Genomic DNA, 21,700 nt, shown 5'->3' on the forward strand with positions numbered 1-21,700 from the left:
CTTGGTCGGCCTGATCGCTCGGCCGGCCGGAGCGTCACCGGCCCAGCGCGGCCATCGCCGCGTTGTGGCCGGGGATGCCGCTGACGCCGCCGCCACGCGTGGCACCCGCCCCGCAGAGCAGGATGTTGGCATGGCGGGTGGCCACGCCCCACCGGTCGTCCGGATCGCCGTACGGGAACCGGAGGTCCCGGTGGAAGATGTTGCCGCCCGGCAGGCCCAGCTCGCGTTCCAGATCCAGCGGCGTCTTCGCCTCGATGCACGGCCGGCCCTGCTCGTCCGTCGCCAGGCAGTCGCGGAGGGGTTCGGCCAGATGGGCGTCGAGCGGTGCCAGGACGGCTCGCAGGGCCGCCTCCCGGCCGGCGTCGTCGCCGTCCGCGAACAGCCGGGCAGGCAGGTGCAGGCCGAACAGGGTGAGCGTCTGGTAGCCCTTCGCCACTAGATCCGGTCCGAGGATCGACGGATCGGTGAGCGAGTGGCAGTAGATCTCCGAGGGCGCCGCCGCCGGCAGCCGGCCCCCGGCGGCCTCCCGGTACGCGGCCTCCAACTCCCGGTACGACTCCGCGATGTGGAACGTCCCGGCGAACGCCTCGCGCGGGTCCACGGCGCCGTCCCGCAGCCGGGGCAGGCGCCGCAACAGCATGTTGACCTTGAGCTGGGCGCCCTCCGGCGCCGGGCTCTCGGGCGGCTCGCCCAGCAGCCGGTCCAGCACCTGCGGGGCCGCGCCGCACAGCACCTGGCGGGCACCGACCGTACGCTCGCCCCCGGCGGAGCGGAAGGTCACCTCGGCGAGGTTCCCGTCCGTGGCCACCGACGTCACCTCGTGGCCGGTCAGCAGTTCGGCGCCCGCCCCGCGCGCTGCGTCGGCCAGCGCCCGGGTGACTGCGCCCATGCCGCCCACCGGGACGTCCCAGTCCCCGGTGCCGCCGCCGATCACGTGGTAGAGGAAGCAGCGGTTCTGGCGCAGCGACGGGTCATGGGCGTGGGTGAAGGTGCCGATCAGGGCATCCGTCAGCACCACGCCGCGCACCAGGTCGTCCGTGAAGTACCGCTCCACACTCTCGCCGATCGGCCGCTCGAACAGGGCGTCCCAGGCCGCCGGGTCGCCCACCCGGGTGCGCAGCTCCGAGCGGCTCGGCAGCGGTTCGGTGAGGGTGGGGAACACCCGCTCGGCCACCTGCCGGGTCATCCCGTAGAACGCCCGCCAGGAGTCGAACTCGCGCTCCGATCCGGTCAGTTCGCGGAAGGCCGCCGCCGTCCTTGCCTCGTCGCCGGCGTCCACCAGCAACCCGGTGGGCCGCCCGCCACGCACGGTCGGGGTGTACGAGGAGATCCGCCGCCGACGCAGCGTGATCCGCAGCCCCAGCTCGGAGACGATCTTCTCGGGCAGCAGGCTCACCAGGTACGAGTACCGGGACAGCCGCGCCGCCATCCCCGGAAACGCCTGGCCCGAGACGGCCGCGCCGCCCGTTCGGCCGAGCCGTTCCAGGAGCAGAACGCTGCGCCCCGCACGGGCCAGGTAGGCGGCGGCGACCAGGGCGTTGTGGCCGCCGCCGACGATGACGACGTCGTAGGAGGAACGGGCGGGTTCGGTCGCGCCTGCCGGCTCGGGCTGCATGGCGCCCGTCCTATCAGGGCCGGCCGGGTGTTGGCCAGAGTCGTGGATTGATCCGGCGTGGCGTTTCCCTCGTGCCCGGGGCGCGCGGGTGCGGTCGGTCGGTGCCGGTCGGTCGGTGCCAGTCGTTCGGTGCCGGTCGTTCGGTGCCGGGCGAACGGGGTCAGCCGAGCGGGATGTCCGTCTCGCGCAGCGCGGCCAGTGCCGGGGCGTACATCCGGGCCTTGATCGTGCCGAGGGTGGGGCCGGCCTTGGTGGTCTGAGCGGCCGCGATCTCGACGGCGGCACGGCGGACGGTCTCCTCGTCCGCCGCGCGGTCCACGATCGCGGCGCCGAGCGCGTCCCGTCCCCCGTAGCGGCGGGCGGTGGTCATGGCCTCGTGCGCGACCTGCGGGGTCAGCCGGGCCTGGATCAGCGCGGCCATGCCCGCGGTGAACGGGATGTTGATCTCCGCTTCGGGCAGGCACCAGTAGCCCCGGTCCTCGCGCATCACGCGGAAGTCGTGAGCCAGCGAGAGCATGGCGCCGGCCGCGAAGGTGTGCCCCTGCAGGGCAGCCACCGTGACGACCGGGAGGGTCAGGACACGCGCCAGCAGTGCCTGGACGTCGGCGACGTACGCGCCGGCGCGGTCGGTGTGCGCGAACAGCCAGTCCAGATCCAGGCCGTTGGAGAAGAACTTGCCCGTCGCGGCGGTCACCAGGGCGCGTGGCCCCTGGGCCTTCTCCACCTCGTCCAGCAGGTCGTCGACGGTGGCGACCCAGTCGGGGTGGAAGCGGTTCTCGGTGTCGCCGATGTCGAGGATGAAGACGTCGTCCTGACGGTCGAGCGTGGGCATGTCTGCTCCTTCACTTCGCGGGCCGGGGGCGGAGTTGCTTCCGGGCAGGGTGGGCCCGGCCGTGCGACGGCGCCGCCGGACGGTCGTCGGCGTGCGGCTTCCGCCGGGGTGCGGAGCACAGGTCGGCCGCGGTCGCCGCCGGCCCTCGTCCACCCCGGCCGTCGCGTCGAGCCGGTGTCGTACCGAGCGTGTCGTACCGAGAGCGTGTCGCGCACGGGGGCGTCCTCCCGATCGGCGCCGACCGGCGTCGAGCGGGTGCCCGAACACCACCCTACCGGCTAGTAACCATGGTGGACCGGATGCTACCCGAACAGCGAGCCGACAACGAGTGGCACCCTGGGAGGCGGCTGCTCCGGCGCCAACAGTGCTGGGGGAGTCGGAGGTTCGGTCCGCCCGGCGCCGGGCCGGCCGTCGGTCCGACGCGCCCGGTGCGTTCCTCCGGGCCGGTGGGTACGGTCACGGCGGGCGCGCTCCGGACGCTGGTCGACGGGTCGGATCCTCGGCTCCCCGTGCAGGGTGGGCGGATCCCCGGATCGCCTCGGACGTCGGCTCGACATCGCCTCTGACATCGGCTCCGGGAACGCCTCCGGGAGCGCCTCCGGGAGCGTTCCCGGCCTCGCCGGCGGCGGAGCGTCCGGCCGTGGTGCAGGTCACATCCGGGCGACCGCGCGGGATGTAGTCTGGCCCTCTGCCGTAGCGGCAGTCGAGACGGGTCGGGATGATGCGAGCACGAGCACTTCGCTCCGCGCGGGCAACCACGGGTTGTCCGCCGCTCGTTCGCGCCACCTCCCCGCGATCCGCGGGTCCGCAGGGCCCGGACGCCGATGCCCGGCTGGTCCGGCGCCGCTGGATCGACGGGGTCGGCTCACCGACCGGCCTCTGTCAGATCTGACAGCCGGTCACATCGGCGGCGGTAACTCCCGCTGACGCGCGAGCACCCGCGTCCCCGGACAGATCTCCGCCGCACCCCCTGCCGCACTCCCGACGCCGACGCCGACGCCCACGGCCACCGTGCCCCGGGCACGGTGGGCCGCCTGTCGGTCACGGCCGGACAGCCGCCGAACGCCGCTGCCGGGCGGTCGGCGCCCCTCCACAGCAGCCAGATCCCTGGTCAGAGACAGAAATCGAGGAACGGATCCTCATGTCCCCTTCCCACCCGTCCACCACGGACCCCCGCCCACCGGTCGAGGCTCCGTTCGCGCAGCCGGACCTGCACCCGGCGGACTCCCACCCGGCGTACCCCCACGAGGGGGGCCTTCGCGTCGGGGATCTCCACCCGCTGGACAATCCGGCCCGCGCGGCGCTGCTCGGTCCGCACGCGCATCTCGCCGAGCGGTACGGATCCGTGCTGCGCTACCAGGTGGACGTCTCCCCCTTCGTGGCCCTCCCGGACCGGCCCGACGAGTCGGCCTGGAGCGACGTCGCGGCCCTGCTCGGACCGGGCGCCGTCGCGGCGGTCTCCGGTTACGGGGGCACGCCACCGCCGGGCTGGGAGGTCGTCATGCACGGCCCCGGCGTACAGCTGGTGGACGAGGGCGTCGCGGCAGCGCCCGACGCCGAGGCGCTCACGCTGGGGCCCGACGACGTCGAGGAGATGCTCGCGCTGGTGGCGCACGCCCAGCCCGGCCCCTTCCTGCCGCGCACCATCGAGCTCGGCACGTACCTCGGGTTCCGGCACCGCGGCGAACTGATCGCGATGGCGGGCGAGCGGCTGCACGTACCGGGCTGGACCGAGATCAGCGCCGTCTGCACGGCCGCGGACCACCGTGGCAAGGGGCTGGCGACCCGGCTCGTCCACGCGGTCGCGGCCGGTATCCGGGCCCGGGGCGAGACGCCGTTCCTGCACGCCGCCGCGAGCAACACCAACGCGATCCGGCTCTACGAGTCGCTGGGCTTCCGGCTGCGCCGCGAGGTCGCCTTCCTCGCCGTCCGGGTCCCCGTCACCGGCGCGGGCGCATGAGCACGGCCGTCCGGGAGGTGGTGACGCTGGCGAGTGAGCTGATCGCGATCGACACCAGCAACACCGGCGACGCCGCCGCGCCCGGCACCGAGCGGGCCGCCGCCGAGTACGTCGCGGCGAAGCTCGCCGAGGTCGGGTACGAGACCACGTACGTCGAGTCCGGAGCGCCCGGGCGCGGCAACGTGGTCGTCCGGCTGCCCGGCGCGGACCCGACGCGCGGGGCGCTGCTGGTGCACGGCCACCTCGACGTGGTCCCCGCCGACGCGAGCGAGTGGACGATCCCACCGTTCTCCGGCGAGGTCCACGACGGCTACGTCTGGGGCCGGGGCGCCGTCGACATGAAGGGCATGGTCGCGATGACGCTCGCGGTGGCCCGGCAGTTCAAGCGCGACGGTGTGGTGCCGCCCCGGGATCTGATCTTCGCGTTCCTCGCGGACGAGGAGGCCGGAGGCTTCCTCGGCGCCCGCTGGCTGGTCGACAACCGCCCGGAACTCTTCGAGGGGGCCACCGAGGCGATCAGCGAGGTCGGCGGATTCTCCGTCTCCTTCGACGGCGGCACGCGTGCGTACCTGATCGAGACGGCGGAGAAGGGCGTGATGTGGCTGCGGCTGAGAACGACCGGAACGGCGGGGCACGGCTCGATGCTCCACAGTGACAACGCCGTCGCCAAACTCGCCGCGGCGGTCACCCGGCTGGAGTCGCACCGCTTCCCGCTCATCCTCACCGACCCGGTGCGCGAGTTCCTCGAAGGCGTGGGCGAGCTCACCGGCGTCCCCTTCGACGACCGTGATCCGGAGGGCGCGGTGGCCCGTCTCGGGAACCTCTCCCGCATGATCGGGGCGACGCTGCGCGACACCGCCAACGTCACCATGTTCGAGGCCGGTTACAAGGCCAACGTGGTTCCCTCGCAGGCCCGGGCGACCGTCGACGCCCGTATCCTGCCCGGCCGGGAGAAGGCTTTCGAAGCCGAACTCGCCGACATCCTGGGGCCGGAGGTCGAGCGCGAGTGGGACAGCCTGCCACCCGTGCAGACCACCTTCGACGGCTCCCTGGTCGACGCGATGGCCCTGGCGATCGGTGCCGAGGACCCGGGGGCCCGGGTGCTGCCCTACATGCTCTCGGCCGGCACCGACGCCAAGTCCTTCCAGCGGCTGGGCATCCGACACTTCGGCTTCGCACCGCTGCGGCTCCCGGCCGGTCTCGACTTCACGGCCCTGTTCCACGGGGTGGACGAGCGGGTCCCGGTCGACGCCCTGGAGTTCGGCACCAGGGTGCTGGACCGCTTCCTGCGCACCTGTTGACCGCTGCCGGCCGGTCGACGTGACCCGGCCGACTGCGAGCCGTACCGGCCGAGCACGAGCCGTACCGCCCGAGCGCGAGCTGTACCGAAGCGCCACGAGCCGTGCCGAACCGCCAGGATCCCTACCGAACCGCCGCGAACCGTGCCGAACGACCGCGAGCCGAACCCCGTCAAGCACGTCCATCTGAGAGGAACTCGAACATGAGCCGGACACCGCGCTACGCCGACGCCGTCGACACCGCCGTCCACGGCGAGTACCGGATCAACCGGGCCCCGGGCGACGACCGCCCGCTCTACCGCTTCACCGGCCGGATCACCGCCGACGGCAGCAGCGGCTTCCGGGCCGAGCCCGGGCGCTACCACCTGTACGCGGGGTGGTTCTGCCCGTGGGCGCAGCGCGTCACGATCCAGCGTGCCCTGAACGGCTTGCAGGAGGTGGTCTCGGTGTCCTACGTCGACGGTGGGCGCGACGGCAGGGGCTGGGCGTTCCGTGAGACCCACGGCCCGGACCCGGTCAACGGTTTCACCCTGCTGCGCGAGGCCTACGAGGCGACCGAGCCCGGGTTCGACGGACATATCTCGGTACCGACTCTCTGGGACCGTGAGACCGGGCGCATCGTCAGCAACGACTTCGCCGGGATCGGTATCGACCTGGCGACCCAGTTCGGCCCGTGGGGCAACGGCGGCGAGTTCTACCCGGAGCCGCTGCGCGCCCGGATCGAGGAGCTGGACCGCTGGCTCGGCCCCGCGGTGAACCAGGGCGTCAGCGTCGCCGCCGGCGCCGGCCCGGCCGCCGGTGCGGCTCGTGGCGCGCTGCTGACGGCCTTCGCCGAGCTCGACGCGCGGCTCGGACAGGGCCGCTACCTTCTCGGGGAGCGGCTCACCGAGGCCGACGTCCGGCTCTGGGTGGCCCTCGCCCGGTACGACGTGGCGGCCAACGCCACTCGTGCCATCAACCCCGGGCTGGCCGAGTTCCCGAACCTCTGGGACTACGCCCGCGACCTCTACCAGCAGGAGGCGTTCACCGCGACCACCGACTTCGCCACCTTCTCGGCACCCGGGGCGAAGCTGCCGGACTGGGGTGCCCCGCACGGTCGCGAGGCCCTTGCGGGTGCGCTGATCTGACGGTCCGTCTGTCCGCCTGTCCGTCTGTCCGTCTGTCCGCCTGTCCGCCTGTCCGCCTGTTCGCCGATCCGCCGGTCGACGGGGCCCCGCTTCGGACGGGGCCCCGTGCCGGGCGGGCGCGAGAACCCGGCGGGACCGCTCCTCTGACGAGAATCCGCAGGTAGTGGCCGACGGTCGGCCAGTGCCTGGGTGATCAGCTCACCGGCCGCGGCGGTGAAGTGGAGTTCGTGGCGGCGGGCGGCGGGCGGTGACCGTGCAGCGGGCGGCGCGGTGGGTGCCGCGTGCGGCCCGCCTCCCGTCTCCTCCCGCCCGTCCGGTTCCCGTCGTTCGGCCGCCGCCCGTCGGGCCGGCGACCGGGTGCCCGAGGCCGCCGTCCCCGGGTGCCCGAGGCACTGATACGTTCACCGCTACCGAGTCGAACCGGGGGGCACCAATGAACTCAACTGCCGTTCCCACGGCGCTGGTCACCGGCGCCAGCCGGGGCATCGGCGCCGCCACCGCCCGCCGACTCGCCTCCCGGGGCTACCGGGTGGCCGTGAACTACTTCTCCAGCCCGGAGGCCGCCGCACTGGTCGTGGCGGAGATCGAGGCGGCCGGCGGCACGGCCTTCGCGATCCGGGGCGACGTCCGCGACCCGGCCGAGGCCGCCGAGTTGGTGCGACTGGCCGCCGCTGACGGCCGGCTGGACGTGCTGGTCTGCAACGCCGCCGCGCCGTCCTTCACACCCACCCCGGTCGGCACACTGCCGTGGGAGGACTTCCACGCGAAGCTGACGGCCGAACTGGCGGGCGTCTACACCCTCACCCAGCACGCCCTGGCCGTGATGGGCGGGCAGCGCGGCGGGCGGATCGTCTACGTCTCCAGCAACGTGGCCGACGGGCCGCCCGCACCCGGCATGGCCGCGCACGGCACCGCCAAGGCGGCGATCAACACCTTCGCCCGGTTCGTCGCCGCCGAGGCCGGACCGCTGGGCGTCCGGGTCAACGTGGTCGCACCGGGCCTGGTCCGCACGGAGGCGAGCGCCCGACTGCCGAAGGAGTTCTCCCAGCGGATCGCGGACCGCACGCCGCTCGGGCGGATCGCGGAACCCGATGATGTGGCACGGGCGATCGCGCTGCTGGTCAGCGAGGACGCGGCGTTCGTCACGGGGGCCGTCCTCAGCGTCGACGGCGGTTTCGGCATCTCCCGCATCTGACCCGAATCCGCAGGTGGTGGCCGACGGTCGGTCAGTTGATCTCTGTGTTGGCTGTTGGCCTGGTTCGGGGTGTCCGGGTAGGCCGGTGGCCCGGCTGTCGTGCCGGGTGGGCGGCGTTCCGGGGCGGTGTCGGGTGGTTCGGGCCTGGTCGGGCCGGTCGGTCAGGCGGCTGAGAGGTGTCGGTGGGCGCGGATCCGGGCCGGTGCCCGGGCGATCAGCTCACCGGCCGCGGCGGTGAAGTGGAGTTCGTGGCGGCGGGCCAGTCGGCGGGTGCGTGGTCCAGCACGGCGACCTGCGCGGCCATCTCGAACCCCGCACGGACACCTGTCGTCGTATCAGCCGCCGACCTCCGCCAGTACCTGCGGATTCGGGTCAGAGGCCGAGGTCGCTCAGGCCGGGGTGGTCGTCGGGGCGCCGGCCGAGCGGCCAGTGGTACCTGCGGTCGGCCTCGGCGATCGGCACGTCGTTGATCGACGCGTGCCGTACCCGCATCAGGCCGTTCTCGGCGAACTCCCAGTTCTCGTTGCCGTACGAGCGGTACCAGCTGCCGGCCTCGTCGTGCCACTCGTAGGCGAAGCGCACGGCGATGCGGTCGTCCCGGTGGGCCCAGAGCTCCTTGATGAGCCGGTAGTCGAGCTCCATGGCCCACTTGCGGGTGAGGAAGGCGACGATCTCCGTGCGTCCGGTGGCCCACTCGGCGCGGTTGCGCCACCGTGAGTCCTCGGTGTAAGCGAGCGCCACCTTCTGCGGGTCGCGGCTGTTCCAACCGTCCTCGGCCTGACGGACCTTGGCGACGGCCGTGTCGAGAGTGAAGGGGGGAACGGGCGGGCGGGTGGTCATGACGGCTCCCGGCGGTCAGGGCGGCCTCCCGGGCGGGGAAGCCCGGTGGGCGGCGTGGTGGGGCAGCTCGGCGGTGGTGGCGGGCCGGCGGCGGCCCGGCGGCGGACAGGAGGGAGAACGATCGTTCTCCCTCGCGTGCACTACCCTAGGAGAACGGTCATTCTCGCGCAATCCGGGAGTTCGGATGGATCTTGCCGAAGCGGACACCAGGGTGCTCGACGCAGCCGAGGAGCTGTTCTACGAGCGTGGCGTCCAGGTCGTTGGCATGGACGAGATCCGGGCCGCCTCGGGAGTGTCGCTGAAGCGTCTGTACCAGCTCCACCCGTCCAAGTCCGACCTGGTCCGGGCCTATCTGGAGCGTCGTGACACCCGGTGGCGGGCGGACCTGGCCCGGTACGTGGAGGGTCGGCCCGTCGGCGAGGAGCGGCTCCTGGCGGTCTTCGACCGGCTGTACCGGTGGTTCTCCGAACCGTCGTTCCGCGGCTGCGCCTTCGTCAACTCCTTCGGTGAACTCGGAGCCGTGCATCCGGCGGTGGCCGAGGCGGCGCGGGCCCACAAGAACGCCTTCCGCGACTACCTGGCCGCGCTGCTCGAGGACGCGGGCAAGCCGGCCGCGCTGACCGCGCCGCTGTTGCTGCTCGCCGAGGGAGCGATGGTCACGGCCGCCGTCTCGGGCACACCGGAACCGGCCCGGGAGGCACGGCAGGCGGCGGCTTTCCTGCTGGCCGCGGCGCACTACCCCGCGACCGCGGACGCCTGACCACCTCGCCGGGGCCCGTCCGGGCTGCGCCTGCGCCGTAGCGATCACGCGCCCGCGCCATGTCGGCTGGGCCGTGGGTGCCCCTGGCGCGCGGTGGCCTCCACGACGGCCCGGCGTCCCAGCGCACCGCCCGGGCGCACCGCCCGGGATGCGCGGCCCGGTGGCCCGGGGCAGGCTCGGGGTATGGCCTCGATCATTGTGCTGCTGGAGCTGGAGCCGTCCACCGAGGTGCTGGACGCGGGCGAGGTCGACGTGGGCGCCCGGGTCCGCTGGGTGCACGCGGCCCCGGCGGACCCGGACGTGCCCGAGGATCCCGGGCCCCGCACGTTCTGCGGGCTGGACACGACCCCGCTGGAGCAGGAGCAGTACCGGCCGGCCGGACCGGGGGAGCCCTGGTACCCGCCGCAGCACCGGACCCGCCGGTGCAGGGAGTGCGTGGCGGCGCTGCGGAGCCAGTGAGAGCGCCCGTCGCCGGGGTCGGCGGCTCGGGGAGCCGTCCGCGACCACCGCCCGGCGTACGACGGTGAGGGCTGACCGGTGTGGCCACCCCTCATACCCCGGCGGACGGCCCGGCCGCGCTCCGGACGGTCGTGCGGATTCCTAGAGGCCCTGCCAGGTCGGCTTGGCGGCGTAGGTGTCGCGGAAGTAGCCGGCGAGCTTGAGCCCCGAGGCGGCCGCCTCGTCCACGACCACGGTGGCGTGCGGGTGCAGCTGGAGCGCCGAGGCCGGGACGGCGGCGGCGAGCGGGCCCTCGACCGCGAGGGCGACGGCCTCGGCCTTCGCCTCGCCGGTGGCCAGCAGCACCAGGTGGCGGGCCTCCAGGATGGTGCCGATGCCCTGGGTGAGCACGTGGTGGGGGACGTCGTCCAGGCTGTCGAAGAACCGCGCGTTGTCCTCGCGGGTCTGCCGGGTGAGCGTCTTGATCCGGGTGCGGGAGGCGAGCGAGGAGCACGGCTCGTTGAAGCCGATGTGGCCGTCGGTGCCGATCCCCAGCAGCTGGAGGTCCACGCCGCCGGCCTCGGCCAGCGCCCGGTCGTAGGCGATGGCGGCCGCGGCGATGTCCTCGGCGTTGCCGTCCGGGCCGAGGAAGGAGTCCTCGGGCAGGCCGAGCGGCTCGACCACCTCGCGCAGGACGACCGAACGGTAGGACTCGGGGTGGCCCGCCGGCAGGCCGACGTACTCGTCCAGCTGGCAGACCCGCGCGCGGGAGGTGTCCAGCGACCCGGCCCGCACCCGGGCGGCCAGCGCCTGGTAGATCGGCAGCGGGGTCGAACCCGTGGCCACACCGAGCAGCGCGTCGGGCTTGACGGACAGCAGGTCGGCGATCGCCGCGGCGATGAGCTCGCCGCCGGCGGCGGCGTCGGGGACGATCACGATTTCCATGCGGGGGCCACCATTCCTGAACGACGTAGAGGTATAGACCATTCTGCTGTGTATACCCCTCCCAGGTCCACCCCGGCCCCGGTCGGACGGGGTCGGGACCGGGTGCGGATCTGGCCCCGAGCGTCGTCCGGTGCGCTGTTCGGTCAGCCGGTCAGCCGGTCAGCCGGTCAGCCGGTCAGCGGGTCAGCGGGTCAGCGGGTCAGCGGGTCAGCCGGTCGGACCGGCCGGCCTGCTCCGCCCTGTCGGCCCAGCGCCGTTCGACGCCGGCCATCCGCCAGTAGCCGAGGGCGCACGCCCAGACGACCACGAAGAGGCCGACGATGACGTAGCCCACGTTGTCCAGGCTGATGTCGGAGATCCAGCCGGTGACCGGGTCGGTGAGGTCGAGCTTGTCGTGCAGGACGCTGACCAGCTCGATGGTGCCGATGAGGAAGGCGACGGCGATCGAGAGGCCGGTGATGGTGAGGTTGTAGTAGACCTTGCGGACGGGGTTGGAGAACGCCCAGTGGTAGGCGAAGTTCATGAAGGTGCCGTCGAGGGTGTCGAACAGGCTCATGCCGCAGGCGAACAGCAGGGGCAGGCAGAGGATCGCGTACCAGGGCAGTCCGGAGGCCGCGCCGGAGCCGGCCATCACCATCAGGGTGACCTCGGTGGCGGTGTCGAAGCCCACGCCGAACAGCATGCCCAGCGGGAACATCTGGCCCGGGCGGGTGATGGACCTGGTCAGCCGGCCGAGAATGCGGTTCATGAAGCCGCGCTGGTCGAGGTGCTTCTCCAACTGCCTCTCGTCGAACTCGCCCGCGCGCATCGCCCTGTACACCTTGTGGATTCCCACCAGCGCAACCAGGTTGAGTGCGGCGATCAGGTAGAGGAAGGCGCCCGAGACGCTGGTGCCGATCACGCCGAGCGCGTTGTGGACCGGGGAGTTCTCGTCGACCAGGGTGCCGGCGACCTTGGCTCCCGCCGCGATCAGTGCGGCCAGCAGCATGACGACGCTGGAGTGGCCGAGGGCGAACCAGAAGCCGACCGAGACCGGGCGCTTGCCGTCGGCCATCAGCTTGCGGGTGGTGTTGTCGATCGCTGCGATGTGGTCGGCGTCGAAGGCGTGCCGCATGCCGAGGGTGTACGCGGTGATGCCGAGGCCGACGCCGAAGACCTGGGTGCCGACTGCGTAGTGGTTGGGCGCGACGAGCAGGAACAGGGTGCCGAAGGCCACCACGTGCATGGCGGCGATGGCGGCGAGCAGGCCGCCGGTCCGGATGGTGTCCCTGCGCTCCCAGCGCGGTCCGGGTCGCGACTGCTGCGGTGACTGCGTTGACTGCGGTGACTGCGGTGACTGCGCCGGTCGGGTCGAACGGGGTGCGCGGGGTGATCGGGGGGTGTCTCCGGTCAGGGTCATGCTCGGCGGCCTCTCCAGCTCCTCGATGGGGGCACCCCCGGCGTGGGCCGGGGGAGTCGTGCATGCCGTGGCCGGTCTCCTGGCTTCGGGCATGCCTCCCGACCGGCGTACCGGCTGAGGGGCGTCGCATCGCCATCCGGCCTTCCCGGGGCCTGGCGGCTCCGGTGGCTGTCCGCGCGGAGGCGGGCACGATGGGGACACTTCCCGTTCACAGTGGCGAGGGCCGCTCCGGACTGGACCCTGACGGGCCGGCACCGGAATTCCCGAACACCACGGCGAGGAACACGGTAGGTGCTGGCCTCGGAGATCGACAAGTCTGCGCAGTTGCGCAGATATTGCAACAAGAGTTTCCGGAGGTCGCCGGACCGGCGTGCAGCACGGCCGGACGGCGGCACAGCTGAGGGGGCGGCAGCGGCGTGGCCACACGCGCCAGTCCGGCCCGGCAGCGGCTCACGGGCGAGCGGACGAGCGGACGACCTGACGGTGGGTGACCGGGCGCGGTGTGACCGGGTGACCGGGTGACGGGGTGACGAGGGTGGCCGGGGCAGGCGGGTACGCGGTCAAGGCTCAGCGGCAGCGGCAGCGGCAGCGGCAGCGGCAGCGGCAGCGGGCGCGGGGCAGCGGCCGGGGGCACGGGAACACGGGCCAGGCCCACCGGGCGGCCGGTCCCGCCGCTACGACCGCCGGGCGTCCGCCCGTGCCCGAGTGCTCAGGGCCGACGGCTGAGGCGTGTCCCCACGAGGGCATGCGGTCGGGCAGGCGGCGGCCCGCCGCGTCGGGGGCGGGTCAGGGACGCGCCAGCCGGCGTTCGCCGCCCGCTCCCGGCTGGTAGGCCAGGCCGTAGTGCCGGAAGACGGCCTCCTCGTCCTCGGCGGGCAGGATGTCGTCCGTGCCGATCGCCGGTGCGTCCTTCACGAGGGACTTGTCGTAGCCGACCTTCAGATAGCCGGGCCCGACGACCGCGTCCTCGATGGGGACGAAGACCAGGCGGTGGCGGGTGGGCAGGCCGATCTGGACCGTGGCCATGGCCGGCAGGTCGGTGACGGTGTCGACGTAGACGGCCTCCAACGTGCCGATCTTTCGCCCGCCGGTGTCGACGACGTCGTGGGTCCGCCACTCGCGGATATCGCCTACCTGGATCACCGTGACTCCCTTCACGCGGTTGGTCCCGCACTGCCGTCCGACCGGCGGCCCGCACTTCAGCTTGCCCCGGACAGGTCGCGCGCACCACCGGCGCGGCCGCTCCGAGCCGGGCGGCGGGGCCCAGCAGGTGCCGAAACCCCAGCCGGACGGCAGAGTCGAAAGAAGAGTCGAAAGGTGCCCGGTGTCAGCCGGGCGCACCCGGCGTCGCCGTTTCCCACGTGGAACCCGCCACCCCGGGGAACCCGCCCCACCCCGGGGAACCCGCCCCACCGCGGGGGACCCGACGAGAGGAGGCCGAGTCACCGTGCACGCATCCCCACCACCCGAGTCCGCCCGGCCGGCGCGGCAGCGGACCGATCCCGGCGTGGTCGCCGGGCGCGTCGCCGAGCGGCGGGCCCACCTCGGTCTGTCGGAGGCGGATCTGGCCGTACGGGCCGGTATGGCGCCGCCGTACCTGGAGCATCTGCTCGAAGCCGGTCCGGAGTTCGACCCGGGAGGCTACCTGCGGATCGCCGCAGCCCTGCGGACGACCTACCAGGACCTGCTCGAAGGGCGCAGCGACCTGCCGCCGGGGCAGAGCGGAGCGTCGCCGCGTCCCGTCCTGATCCATCTCAACGGTGCCGAGTGCTGGGACCTGCTCGGCAGTCACGGTGTCGGCCGGATCGCCCTTCCGGGCGAACCCGGGCCGGTGGTCCTCCCCGTCAACTACACGGTCGACGTGGAGACGGTCGTCTACCGGACGAACCCGCGTGGCGCCGCCGCGGTCGAGGCCGGTACCGGTCTCTCCTTCCAGGCCGACCGCATCGACGACCGCCTGAGCCAGGGGTGGAGCGTGCTCGTGGTCGGCACGGCCGAGCACATCGAGGACCCCGAGACCGTTCGGCTTCTCACCGAGGCGAAGGCCGCGGAGCCCTGGGCGGGCGGAAGCCGACCGCTGTGGATCCGGATCCGGCCGGAACGGGTCTCCGGCCGACGGATCGGAACCCTCTGAGGCCCGGTCCGTCCACCGCCCGGTCCGTCCACCGCCCGGTCCGTCCCACGCTCCGCGCCGACCCCCGGGCAGGGCGGTGCTCTCCCGTCCGGGGGGGGTGCCGTCCGGTCCGGGAAACGAGGGGAGGAAGGCCCCGGACCGCCGCAGGAGGGGGGTTCCGCGGCGGTTCCGGGCTGACGTGAATTCAACTCCTGTACCTGTCAGAGCGTCAAGATGGCGGAGAGCGCTTTCAATCGTCACCTCGTGAACACGGACCCGCTCGTCCACGCCCCGGATGCAGGATCCGAGGCCGCCTCCGTCTCAGAACGCGACGATGCCCTCGCCGCCGATCGCACCGGGTACGGTCTGCGAGCCGAGCACGGTGAGTGAGCCGGCATCGTCGACCCGGAACTCGTCGACGATGCCCTCGATCCCGGTCTGGACGTACAGGAACCGGCCGTCGGCGGAGGCCGCGCTGTCGACGGTGCCCGGGTGGGTGGGGGTGGTGCCGATCAGCACCGGCCGGCCCTGGCGGTCGAGCCGGAATCCGCTGAGGGTGGAGCTTCCGGCATTGGACGCGTACAGGAAGTCGCCCGTGGCCGTGACCCAGCAGGTGGCCGTCTGGCCGGTGGCCGCGGCGGTGGTCCGGGTGGCGGCGCCGTCCGCGCCGACCGTGAACGTCGCGAGTGCGTTCGGGCCGGCCTCGGTGACCTGGAGCCGCCGGTGGCCGCCCGTCACGAAGCCGAACGGCACGCCGCCGGGATCCGCGGTGACCACCGGTGCGCTCGCCGGGGCGCCCGAGGGGGCGATGCCGAACACCACCAGGCTGCTGCCGTTCGCCTTCGTGGTCACCACCAGCTGCGAGCCGTCGTCGGTGAACCCGACCTGCCCCGGCGTGTGGGTGAACTGCGGTGCGGCGTTCGGGTCCAGTCCCAGCCCGCGGTGCCAGTCCGCCATCCGGATCAGCCGGCCGTGGCCGAAGGCGTAGCCCTGGACGGAGGCGCCGTCCAGCGCGTTGAGGACGTAGACGAGGTCGTCGTGGACGGCGATGCTGACCGGGAACCGGCCACCGGATCCGATGACCTGGGACAGCTCCAGCCGGTCGCCGTCCACGGTGAAGACCGAGATGGTGTCGCTGCCGGCGTTGACGGCGAAGAGCCGCTGGTGCCGGGGATCGTACGTGAGCGACCCCTGCGAGGCGAGGTGGTCGGCGACCGATCCCTCCAGTACGCCGCCGAGCCCGCCGGTGTCGTAGCTTCCGTCCGGCGTCAGGGTGCCGTCCTCACCGCGCTGGTAGGCGGCGATCCGGTTTCCCGCCGGATTGTCGGTCTGCACGAAGACGGCGTGTCGGCCGCCGGTGCCCGACGGGTTGCCGTGGCCGTGGGTGTCCTCGGCCGCGAAGGAGGCCGGGGCGGCCGGGGCGAGGGCGGCGGTGGTGGCCAGGGCGGTCGCGACGGCGAGGCCGAGGCGGGTGGGAATGCGCACGGTGGATGCCTCCTGGGAGAACGGGGTTCGGTGCCGCGCCCGGATGGGCCCGCGTCCTTGGCCGAGGAGCGAGTTCGGAGGTGTCCGTCCGCCGGTTCCCGGCCGAACGCCGTGGCCGGACGTGTCCGGTCCGGCCGATCCGCGGGTCTGCCGAGTGCGGCCGAGCCGCCGTCGGCGGAGGGGTCCTTCGACGGTGTCGGGCCGGGTGGGCGGGGCATGGCGAAAGCACCGGCGTCACCGTGATCCGTCCGTGAGCGTCGCGTCGGGGCTCTCGACGGTGAAGGTATCGGACGATTCATCCGTTGTCCGGGAGGCGCCGCGCGGGGTGCCCGGGGCGTTCGCCCGCGCGCTTGTCCGGCGCCGGTCCGGCCCTGGACCGGCGGCCGGAGAGGGCCATCGCGTACGGCGCTCCCACGGGCGGTGTGTTCGGAGGTCGTACGGATGCCCCGGGACGGCGCCCGCCGTCCTCCCCGCCGGGAGCCACGGCGGGGAGGACGGCGGACGGGACGGTTCGGCGCGCGGCGGTGAGGCACTCAGCCCAGGTCGGGGAAGACCTCGCTCACGAAGGCGTTTCGCAGCTTCCCGGCCGGGTCGTGGTCCAGCATCAGCTGCCGGAAGTCGGCCGCGCGTTCGTACCGACCGGCCAGGGTGCCGGGGGCGAGGGTGGTCAGCTTTCCCCAGTGCGGGCGGGCGCCCAGCGGCACAAGGACCGCTTCGACGGCCTCGATGACGGGCAGTACGGCGGCGGCCTGCTCGATCCAGGTGAAGTGCAGGGCCACCGAGTCCTGCCGGTGGGCGGGGCTCAGCCAGAGGTCGTCCGCCGCGATCGTACGGATCTCCGCCGTCTGCAGCACGGGCGCGATCCGGTGCCCGAGCCGGCGCAGTGCCTCGAAGGCCTCGGCCGCGGCGGTGCGGGGCAGGATGAGCTCGGACTGCAGTTCGGCGCCGCTGCTGGGGGTGAAGTCCGGCCGGAAGTGCGGCAGCCGCTCGTGCCAGGGGCCGGGCACACCGAGCTGTTCGGTGCAGTGGGCCGGGGAGATGCCGGGGATCGGGTGCAGCGGCCGGTCGGCGCACCGCGCTCCCAGCCAGGTGCGGCCGAGGTGGCCCGGATCCTCCCGGTCGGTGCGCCTCTTGAGCCAGACCTGGTTGTCGTCCGACGCCCAGTCGGTGAAGACGCTCACACTGTAGGCCGCGCCGGAGATCTCCTCGAAGTTCTCGGTCAGCCGGTCCCCGGACAGGCCCGTGTAGACCCACTGCGCGACCTCGTAGGTCGGTTCGACGTCCAGCGTGACGTCCGTGACGATGCCCAGCGCACCGAGCGCCACGACGGCGCCGTCGAGCCGGTCCTGCGGATTCTCCCGCCGCAGTTCGGTCAGTCCGCCGTCCGGCCCGACCAGGCGCACGGCGGCCACCGCCGCCGCGAGGTTCTGCCGTCCGTTGCCCGAACCGTGGGTGGCCGTCGTGCAGGCTCCCGCCACCGAGATCTGCGGCAGTGACGCGAGATTGGCGAGGGCGTGCCCCCGGGCGTGCAGGTGCTCCGCGAGCTGGGCGTACCGCAGGCCCGCCGACACCGTGACGGTGGAGGACGCCGGGTCGACGTCGATCCGGCGCGGAAGGCCGTCCAGGCGGACCAGGTCGCCGTCGGTGTCGGCGATCCGGTTGAAGGAGTGGCCGGTGCCGAGCGCCCGGACGTGCTCCGCGTCTGCCACGATCCGCCGCAGCTCGTCCACCGAGGAGGGGCGGTGCTGCCGGGCGGCGCGGAAGGTGATGTTGCCGGCCCAGTTTCGGGGTGAGGTGGAGGCCATGACCTGTCTTCCTGTGCGGGTGCGGAACACCGGTAATTCTGTGCTGCGGGCGATGGTCGTGGCCAGCGGGTTCGGCCCGTGGTCCCGGTCGGTGCCCACCACCCGCCGCCCTGCTCGCGAGGCGCTCCCGTCGACGGAGGGAGGCGCCGGCCGCACCCCCGTGCGCAGGCACCCGGCCGACCGGTCCGAGGCCGTCCGGGGCATGGCCGGTTGTCAGTGCCGGAACCTAGAATGGGGACCATCAGCGAGTGCACATCACCGCACAGGGAGGTCGCCGATGTCCGACGCCGTACTCACCCCGAAGGCCCCGAGGAAACGCGCCGTGCAAGCCACCGCCGTCCCCGTCCGTCGTCCCCGCCGCACCGGTCCGCCGGCCGTACGGGCGCTGCCGGCCGGTCAGCCGCGCGCCTGGTACATCGACCACAACCGCCGCCTCAAGGCGATGCGGCTGGCGGTCGTCCTGCTCGACTCCGGCATCTACGGCCCGCAGCAGGCGAACAACCGTCGTATCCGCTCCCTGGCGTCCCGGATCGGGATCCACCGCCCGTCCGCCGCCACCTGCCGGATGGTCAGGTCCCTGCTGCACCCGGAGAACTGAGTCCGGTCCGTCCCCGCTCCACCGTTCTCGCACCTCGCTTTTCGCGCCTCTGTTCTCGCAGTTCTGTTCTCGTTCTGCCGTCTCCGTTCCGCCGACCCGTTCCGCCGTCGCAGCGTCCGACGGCGGAACGGGGAGGAGCTCAGCCCGGCAGGACGACCGACTGCTGGTGATGGAAGACGTTCTGCGGGTCCCAGATCCGCTTCGCCTGCTGAAGCCGGGCGTAGTTCTGCTTGTAGTAGAGCCGTGGGTACAGCGGCGCCGGGTCGGTGGCGATCCCGAGGTCCACGTCCGGGTAGTTGACGTACGCGCCGTCCGTACCGAGGTCGCGGGCCGCGTCGCTGATCTCCGGCACCCCACCGGTCTCCGCGTAGACGTCCTGGTAGAAGCCCCGGAGGAAGTCCAGATGGGCGTCGTCCTGGGCGGGCACCGTCCAGTACGTCTGGTACTGCAGCTTCATGAAGGAGTCCCGCTGCGGTACGGCCGTGGCACAGGGATCGACGGCGTTGACGCGACAGCCGTACGCGTCGATCTGGACCAGTGTCTGGGTCAGGTCCACCCCGGGCTCGTCCTTGGTCAGCCAGGTCCAGACGGCGTCGATGTTCCGGTCCGAGAACGGCTTGCGGTGGTACGCGGACTTGTACTTGCCGCGCTGGTTGGCCCCCGAGCCGTTGAGGGTCTGGGTCGCCTGGAGCCAGGGCATCCGGCGGCGACGGTCCGGGTAGGGCAGGAAGAGGCCGCCGGCCTCGGCGCTCTGGACGGTCGCGGGTGTGCCCAGGCCCGCCTCCATGGCGTCCAGGAACGCGTCCAGCGGGCCGGTGTCCTCACCGACCCACTGACTGAACAGGGCGATGTTGCCGTTGGTGTGGTGGGTGAGCTTGAGGATGCTGAACAGGCCCTGGTAGACCTGCTCGTCGGGGCCGCTGTGGGCGGCGAAGAACTCACCGAAGTTCTTCAGCAGGCGGGCGAAGTCGTCCGGCTTCTGCAGGATCGAGGCCCACGGCCAGGCGATGCTGCTCAGCCAGACCCGCGCCGGCGGCCGGGGCAGCGTCTCGGCGAAGTAGTACCGCAGGACGACGCCGAAGTTCCCGCCTCCGCCGCCGGTGTGGGCCCAGAACAGGTGCTCGGTGTCCGACCCGGCCGGATCCGAGCGGTGCGCACTGGTCACCTCGGTGCGGCCGTCCCTGACCGTGACCACGTCCACCTGCACCAGGTGGTCCACGGTCAGGCCGTCGCGCCGGTTGAGCACCCCGTAGCCGCCGCCGCAGATGTGGCCGCCCGCCCCGACCGAGTAGCAGGATCCGGCGGGCGGTGCCACGTCGTACTTGCGGAACAGCTCGGTGTACATGTCCCAGACGGTCGCGCCGGACTCCACGCAGTACGCGGTGCTGCCGTACTTGTCCCTGGTGCGGTACACGCCCTTCAGGAGGCTGAGATCCAGGATCGCGCCGCCGGTGTTCTCGACGAAGTCCTCGTAGCAGTGGCCGCCGCTGCGGACGGTGGGCCGCAGGCCCCGCCTCAGCGCCTCGCGGACGGCGGTGAGCGCAGCGGTGTCGCCGGTGACCAGCTGGATGTAGCTCGGCTCACTGGTCCAGCGCTGGTTGAACCCCTGGCTGAGCGTCTCGTAGCGCCCGTCACCGGGCAGGACCCGCAGATCCCCCGGATCGCGGGCGCCGGACGGCCCCTCGGCGTCGGTCGCGGCCCGGGCGGGGGTGGTGGGGAGGGTGCCGAGGGAGGCACCGGCGGCGACTGCGCCGGCGGCTCCCAGGAGCCCGCGTCGTGAAACCTCGTGAACCACGTCGACTCGCCTTCACCGGTGGAGAGATCGTGAACAGTAGGACAGGACGATCAACAGCTCGCAGCCTCGAAAGCTCATTCGCTGACGACCGTTCAATTCCTGTCACTTTATGGCGAATTGAGGCTATCGTCGGTCGCGCCGGGCATCGCCTCCGACACTCCGGGCGCCTCCGTGGCGCGACGGCAGGATGTCGCCTTGGTCACGATCGGGCGCCGCTGCCCCGCCCTCGTACGTGGGCGACCGAGGATGTCGGTATGAGACCTTTCAGGGGACCGGGCCCCGTCGCCGTCGCCGGCCTCGTGCTGCTCGTCGTGGGTGTGGCCGGTTGCGGAAGTGCCGTCACCGACCGGGCCGGCAACCGGACGGGCGTGACCCGGAGCCCGGCGCCGACCCCGGACGGAACCGAGTCGCCCGTGCCGTACTGCCCGGCGCCCGAGGCGGGCCCCGCGCCCTCGCCGTGCATCAGCTACAGCTGGGAGCAGCGGGTCGCGGAGAACAACGCGTACAAGCAGGAGATGCCGCTGTCCGACGCCGCCCGGGCGGAGGACCAGCCCCGGGTGCGGGCACTGGAGACCGCGCTGGAGACGTTGGTCGGCGGTCCCCTGGACGAGGCGGCGCTGAAGCGGGTGACCGCCGAGGCCACGGGTACCCAGCCCGGCTTCGTGCACGTCGACCTCGCACCGCAGCGCGACTACGCCCACGTCGTCGTCTCGGCGGGAGGCGGCTGCGTGAAGGGGACCATCGAGGGCGCGAAGGTCACCACCGAGGTCACCGGCTACATCGCCGACGGTGGCTGCGTCCCGGCCGTCGGCCACTGACCGGCGGGCCGGCGCGTACGTGCCGGCCCGTCCGGCCGCCCGCCCGTTCAGGTGCCCGTTGGCCCGGCCGTCCGTTCGTCGGCCTGCTCGCTGGGGCGGCGGCGGGCTGACACGCCACCGGTACCGACGATTCGCCGGACCTCCGACCGCCCATCGGGGACACTGAGGACGTGCAGATCCGGATCGAAGCCACCGACCTGCCGGGCCGCGACTGGACGGAGGCCCCCGGCCGCCCCGAGCACCGGGACGTACGGGTCGCCGTCCAGCGCCGCAACCACCCGGGGGACCTGCTGGACGCCCGGCCGGGCGACTCCCCGGCCGCCGCCTGGACCCTGCTCTGCGGGCCACCCCGGACGACGGCGACCGGGACGGACTTCACCGGCCCGTACATCCAGGGGTCTCCCGGTGGCCGGTTCGTCTACCTCTCCTGGTGCACACCGGACGCGGCGGGCGCGGTCACGGTGTTCCGGCGCGCGAAGCTGATGCTCGACGCCGTCGACCCGGCCACCGCCGAGGCCGCCGTGCGCTCCGGGCTGCTGGTCGCCCGCCTGCGCCTCACCGACGCCCGGGGCGGGCCGCTGTGCGCGGCCGTCCGGCCGCCGTTGATCGAGTGGTCCGCGCCGCCGTCCTGAACCGCCGGCCCTCGGCGCGGGGCCGCCCACCCCACCGCTCGCGCG

General features: G+C 73.1%; 19 protein-coding genes and 1 riboswitch. Of the genes, 10 read left to right on the plus strand and 9 right to left on the minus strand.

What is annotated here, in order from left to right:
- Positions 1-34: 34 nt before the first annotated feature.
- Positions 35-1,615: a phytoene desaturase family protein gene (locus OG823_RS32315; RefSeq protein ID WP_371483793.1), complete on the minus strand. Its 1,581-nt coding sequence runs from the start codon at positions 1,613-1,615 to the stop codon at positions 35-37.
- Between the two features lie 160 nt (positions 1,616-1,775).
- On the minus strand, positions 1,776-2,447 hold the full coding sequence (locus tag OG823_RS32320) for an enoyl-CoA hydratase-related protein (RefSeq protein WP_371483794.1): 672 nt from the start codon (positions 2,445-2,447) through the stop codon (positions 1,776-1,778).
- 1,141 nt (positions 2,448-3,588) lie between these two features.
- Between OG823_RS32320 and OG823_RS32325 the strand changes: the two genes are divergently transcribed.
- From OG823_RS32325 to OG823_RS32340, 4 genes are all read left to right on the plus strand, one after another.
- Entirely contained in the window at positions 3,589-4,407 is an 819-nt protein-coding gene (locus tag OG823_RS32325) for a GNAT family N-acetyltransferase (RefSeq protein WP_371483795.1), read from the plus strand.
- Positions 4,404-5,708: a M20/M25/M40 family metallo-hydrolase gene (locus OG823_RS32330; RefSeq protein WP_371483797.1), complete on the plus strand. Its 1,305-nt coding sequence runs from the start codon at positions 4,404-4,406 to the stop codon at positions 5,706-5,708. Before OG823_RS32325 ends, OG823_RS32330 begins: the two co-directional genes overlap by 4 nt.
- A 200-nt stretch (positions 5,709-5,908) precedes the next feature.
- A complete protein-coding gene (locus tag OG823_RS32335) occupies positions 5,909-6,832 on the plus strand; it encodes a glutathione S-transferase C-terminal domain-containing protein (RefSeq protein ID WP_371483798.1) in 924 nt (307 codons plus the stop codon).
- Positions 6,833-7,265: 433 nt separating this feature from the next.
- A complete protein-coding gene (locus tag OG823_RS32340) occupies positions 7,266-8,027 on the plus strand; it encodes an SDR family NAD(P)-dependent oxidoreductase (protein ID WP_371483800.1) in 762 nt (253 codons plus the stop codon).
- Positions 8,028-8,399: 372 nt separating this feature from the next.
- Here OG823_RS32340 and OG823_RS32345 read toward each other — a convergent pair whose 3' ends face one another.
- Positions 8,400-8,867 carry a DUF1348 family protein gene (locus OG823_RS32345; protein ID WP_371483801.1) on the minus strand — a complete coding sequence of 156 codons (468 nt, stop codon included), beginning with the start codon at positions 8,865-8,867 and terminating at the stop codon, positions 8,400-8,402.
- 184 nt (positions 8,868-9,051) lie between these two features.
- Between OG823_RS32345 and OG823_RS32350 the strand changes: the two genes are divergently transcribed.
- A complete protein-coding gene (locus tag OG823_RS32350) occupies positions 9,052-9,627 on the plus strand; it encodes a TetR/AcrR family transcriptional regulator (RefSeq protein ID WP_371483802.1) in 576 nt (191 codons plus the stop codon).
- 183 nt (positions 9,628-9,810) lie between these two features.
- Complete coding sequence (locus tag OG823_RS32355) at positions 9,811-10,086, plus strand: hypothetical protein (protein ID WP_371483803.1); 276 nt, start codon at positions 9,811-9,813, stop codon at positions 10,084-10,086.
- Between the two features lie 141 nt (positions 10,087-10,227).
- Here OG823_RS32355 and OG823_RS32360 read toward each other — a convergent pair whose 3' ends face one another.
- The 3 genes from OG823_RS32360 to OG823_RS32370 all read right to left on the minus strand — a co-directional run bounded on the left by OG823_RS32360 (position 10,228) and on the right by OG823_RS32370 (position 13,552).
- Positions 10,228-11,010, minus strand: a complete 783-nt coding sequence (locus OG823_RS32360) for a glucosamine-6-phosphate deaminase (RefSeq protein WP_371483805.1) — start codon at positions 11,008-11,010, stop codon at positions 10,228-10,230.
- Between the two features lie 199 nt (positions 11,011-11,209).
- Complete coding sequence (locus OG823_RS32365) at positions 11,210-12,409, minus strand: HoxN/HupN/NixA family nickel/cobalt transporter (protein ID WP_371483807.1); 1,200 nt, start codon at positions 12,407-12,409, stop codon at positions 11,210-11,212.
- A gap of 51 nt (positions 12,410-12,460) precedes the next feature.
- A riboswitch (cobalamin riboswitch) is annotated at positions 12,461-12,699 on the minus strand.
- A 496-nt stretch (positions 12,700-13,195) separates the two neighbouring features.
- Entirely contained in the window at positions 13,196-13,552 is a 357-nt protein-coding gene (locus OG823_RS32370; protein WP_371483808.1) for a PRC-barrel domain-containing protein, read from the minus strand.
- 304 nt (positions 13,553-13,856) lie between these two features.
- On the opposite strand from OG823_RS32370, the gene OG823_RS32375 reads away from it, so the two are divergent.
- Positions 13,857-14,543 carry a pyridoxamine 5'-phosphate oxidase family protein gene (locus tag OG823_RS32375; protein ID WP_371483809.1) on the plus strand — a complete coding sequence of 229 codons (687 nt, stop codon included), beginning with the start codon at positions 13,857-13,859 and terminating at the stop codon, positions 14,541-14,543.
- A gap of 300 nt (positions 14,544-14,843) precedes the next feature.
- On the opposite strand, the gene OG823_RS32380 is transcribed toward OG823_RS32375, so the two are convergent.
- Together OG823_RS32380 and OG823_RS32385 are read right to left on the minus strand one after the other, a co-directional pair.
- Positions 14,844-16,007, minus strand: a complete 1,164-nt coding sequence (locus OG823_RS32380; protein WP_371483810.1) for a lactonase family protein — start codon at positions 16,005-16,007, stop codon at positions 14,844-14,846.
- 533 nt (positions 16,008-16,540) lie between these two features.
- Positions 16,541-17,812, minus strand: coding sequence for an FAD-binding protein (locus OG823_RS32385; RefSeq protein ID WP_371483812.1), 1,272 nt, complete (start codon positions 17,810-17,812; stop codon positions 16,541-16,543).
- Positions 17,813-18,089: 277 nt separating this feature from the next.
- On the opposite strand from OG823_RS32385, the gene OG823_RS32390 reads away from it, so the two are divergent.
- Positions 18,090-18,410 carry a hypothetical protein gene (locus OG823_RS32390; RefSeq protein ID WP_371483813.1) on the plus strand — a complete coding sequence of 107 codons (321 nt, stop codon included), beginning with the start codon at positions 18,090-18,092 and terminating at the stop codon, positions 18,408-18,410.
- Positions 18,411-18,549: 139 nt separating this feature from the next.
- On the opposite strand, the gene OG823_RS32395 is transcribed toward OG823_RS32390, so the two are convergent.
- Positions 18,550-20,205, minus strand: a complete 1,656-nt coding sequence (locus OG823_RS32395; RefSeq protein ID WP_371483814.1) for a BBE domain-containing protein — start codon at positions 20,203-20,205, stop codon at positions 18,550-18,552.
- Positions 20,206-20,459: 254 nt separating this feature from the next.
- Here OG823_RS32395 and OG823_RS32400 point away from each other — a divergent pair, with 254 nt between their 5' ends.
- Positions 20,460-21,023 carry a hypothetical protein gene (locus OG823_RS32400; RefSeq protein WP_371483815.1) on the plus strand — a complete coding sequence of 188 codons (564 nt, stop codon included), beginning with the start codon at positions 20,460-20,462 and terminating at the stop codon, positions 21,021-21,023.
- Between the two features lie 170 nt (positions 21,024-21,193).
- Complete coding sequence (locus tag OG823_RS32405; RefSeq protein ID WP_371483816.1) at positions 21,194-21,655, plus strand: DUF5990 family protein; 462 nt, start codon at positions 21,194-21,196, stop codon at positions 21,653-21,655.
- Positions 21,656-21,700 lie beyond the last annotated feature (45 nt).

It is taken from the genome of Kitasatospora sp. NBC_00315 (assembly GCF_041435095.1).
GTDB lineage: Bacteria > Actinomycetota > Actinomycetes > Streptomycetales > Streptomycetaceae > Kitasatospora.

Excerpts from the sequence above, each read along its gene's own strand:
- OG823_RS32315 (WP_371483793.1), bottom strand. The coding sequence starts at position 1,615 with ATGCAGCCCGAGCCGGCAGGCGCGACCGAACCCGCCCGTTCCTCCTAC.
- OG823_RS32320 (WP_371483794.1), bottom strand. The coding sequence starts at position 2,447 with ATGCCCACGCTCGACCGTCAGGACGACGTCTTCATCCTCGACATCGGC.
- OG823_RS32325 (WP_371483795.1), top strand. The coding sequence starts at position 3,589 with ATGTCCCCTTCCCACCCGTCCACCACGGACCCCCGCCCACCGGTCGAG.
- OG823_RS32330 (WP_371483797.1), top strand. The coding sequence starts at position 4,404 with ATGAGCACGGCCGTCCGGGAGGTGGTGACGCTGGCGAGTGAGCTGATC.
- OG823_RS32335 (WP_371483798.1), top strand. The coding sequence starts at position 5,909 with ATGAGCCGGACACCGCGCTACGCCGACGCCGTCGACACCGCCGTCCAC.
- OG823_RS32340 (WP_371483800.1), top strand. The coding sequence starts at position 7,266 with ATGAACTCAACTGCCGTTCCCACGGCGCTGGTCACCGGCGCCAGCCGG.
- OG823_RS32345 (WP_371483801.1), bottom strand. The coding sequence starts at position 8,867 with ATGACCACCCGCCCGCCCGTTCCCCCCTTCACTCTCGACACGGCCGTC.
- OG823_RS32350 (WP_371483802.1), top strand. The coding sequence starts at position 9,052 with ATGGATCTTGCCGAAGCGGACACCAGGGTGCTCGACGCAGCCGAGGAG.
- OG823_RS32355 (WP_371483803.1), top strand. The coding sequence starts at position 9,811 with ATGGCCTCGATCATTGTGCTGCTGGAGCTGGAGCCGTCCACCGAGGTG.
- OG823_RS32360 (WP_371483805.1), bottom strand. The coding sequence starts at position 11,010 with ATGGAAATCGTGATCGTCCCCGACGCCGCCGCCGGCGGCGAGCTCATC.
- OG823_RS32365 (WP_371483807.1), bottom strand. The coding sequence starts at position 12,409 with ATGACCCTGACCGGAGACACCCCCCGATCACCCCGCGCACCCCGTTCG.
- OG823_RS32385 (WP_371483812.1), bottom strand. The coding sequence starts at position 17,812 with ATGGCCTCCACCTCACCCCGAAACTGGGCCGGCAACATCACCTTCCGC.
- OG823_RS32390 (WP_371483813.1), top strand. The coding sequence starts at position 18,090 with ATGTCCGACGCCGTACTCACCCCGAAGGCCCCGAGGAAACGCGCCGTG.
- OG823_RS32400 (WP_371483815.1), top strand. The coding sequence starts at position 20,460 with ATGAGACCTTTCAGGGGACCGGGCCCCGTCGCCGTCGCCGGCCTCGTG.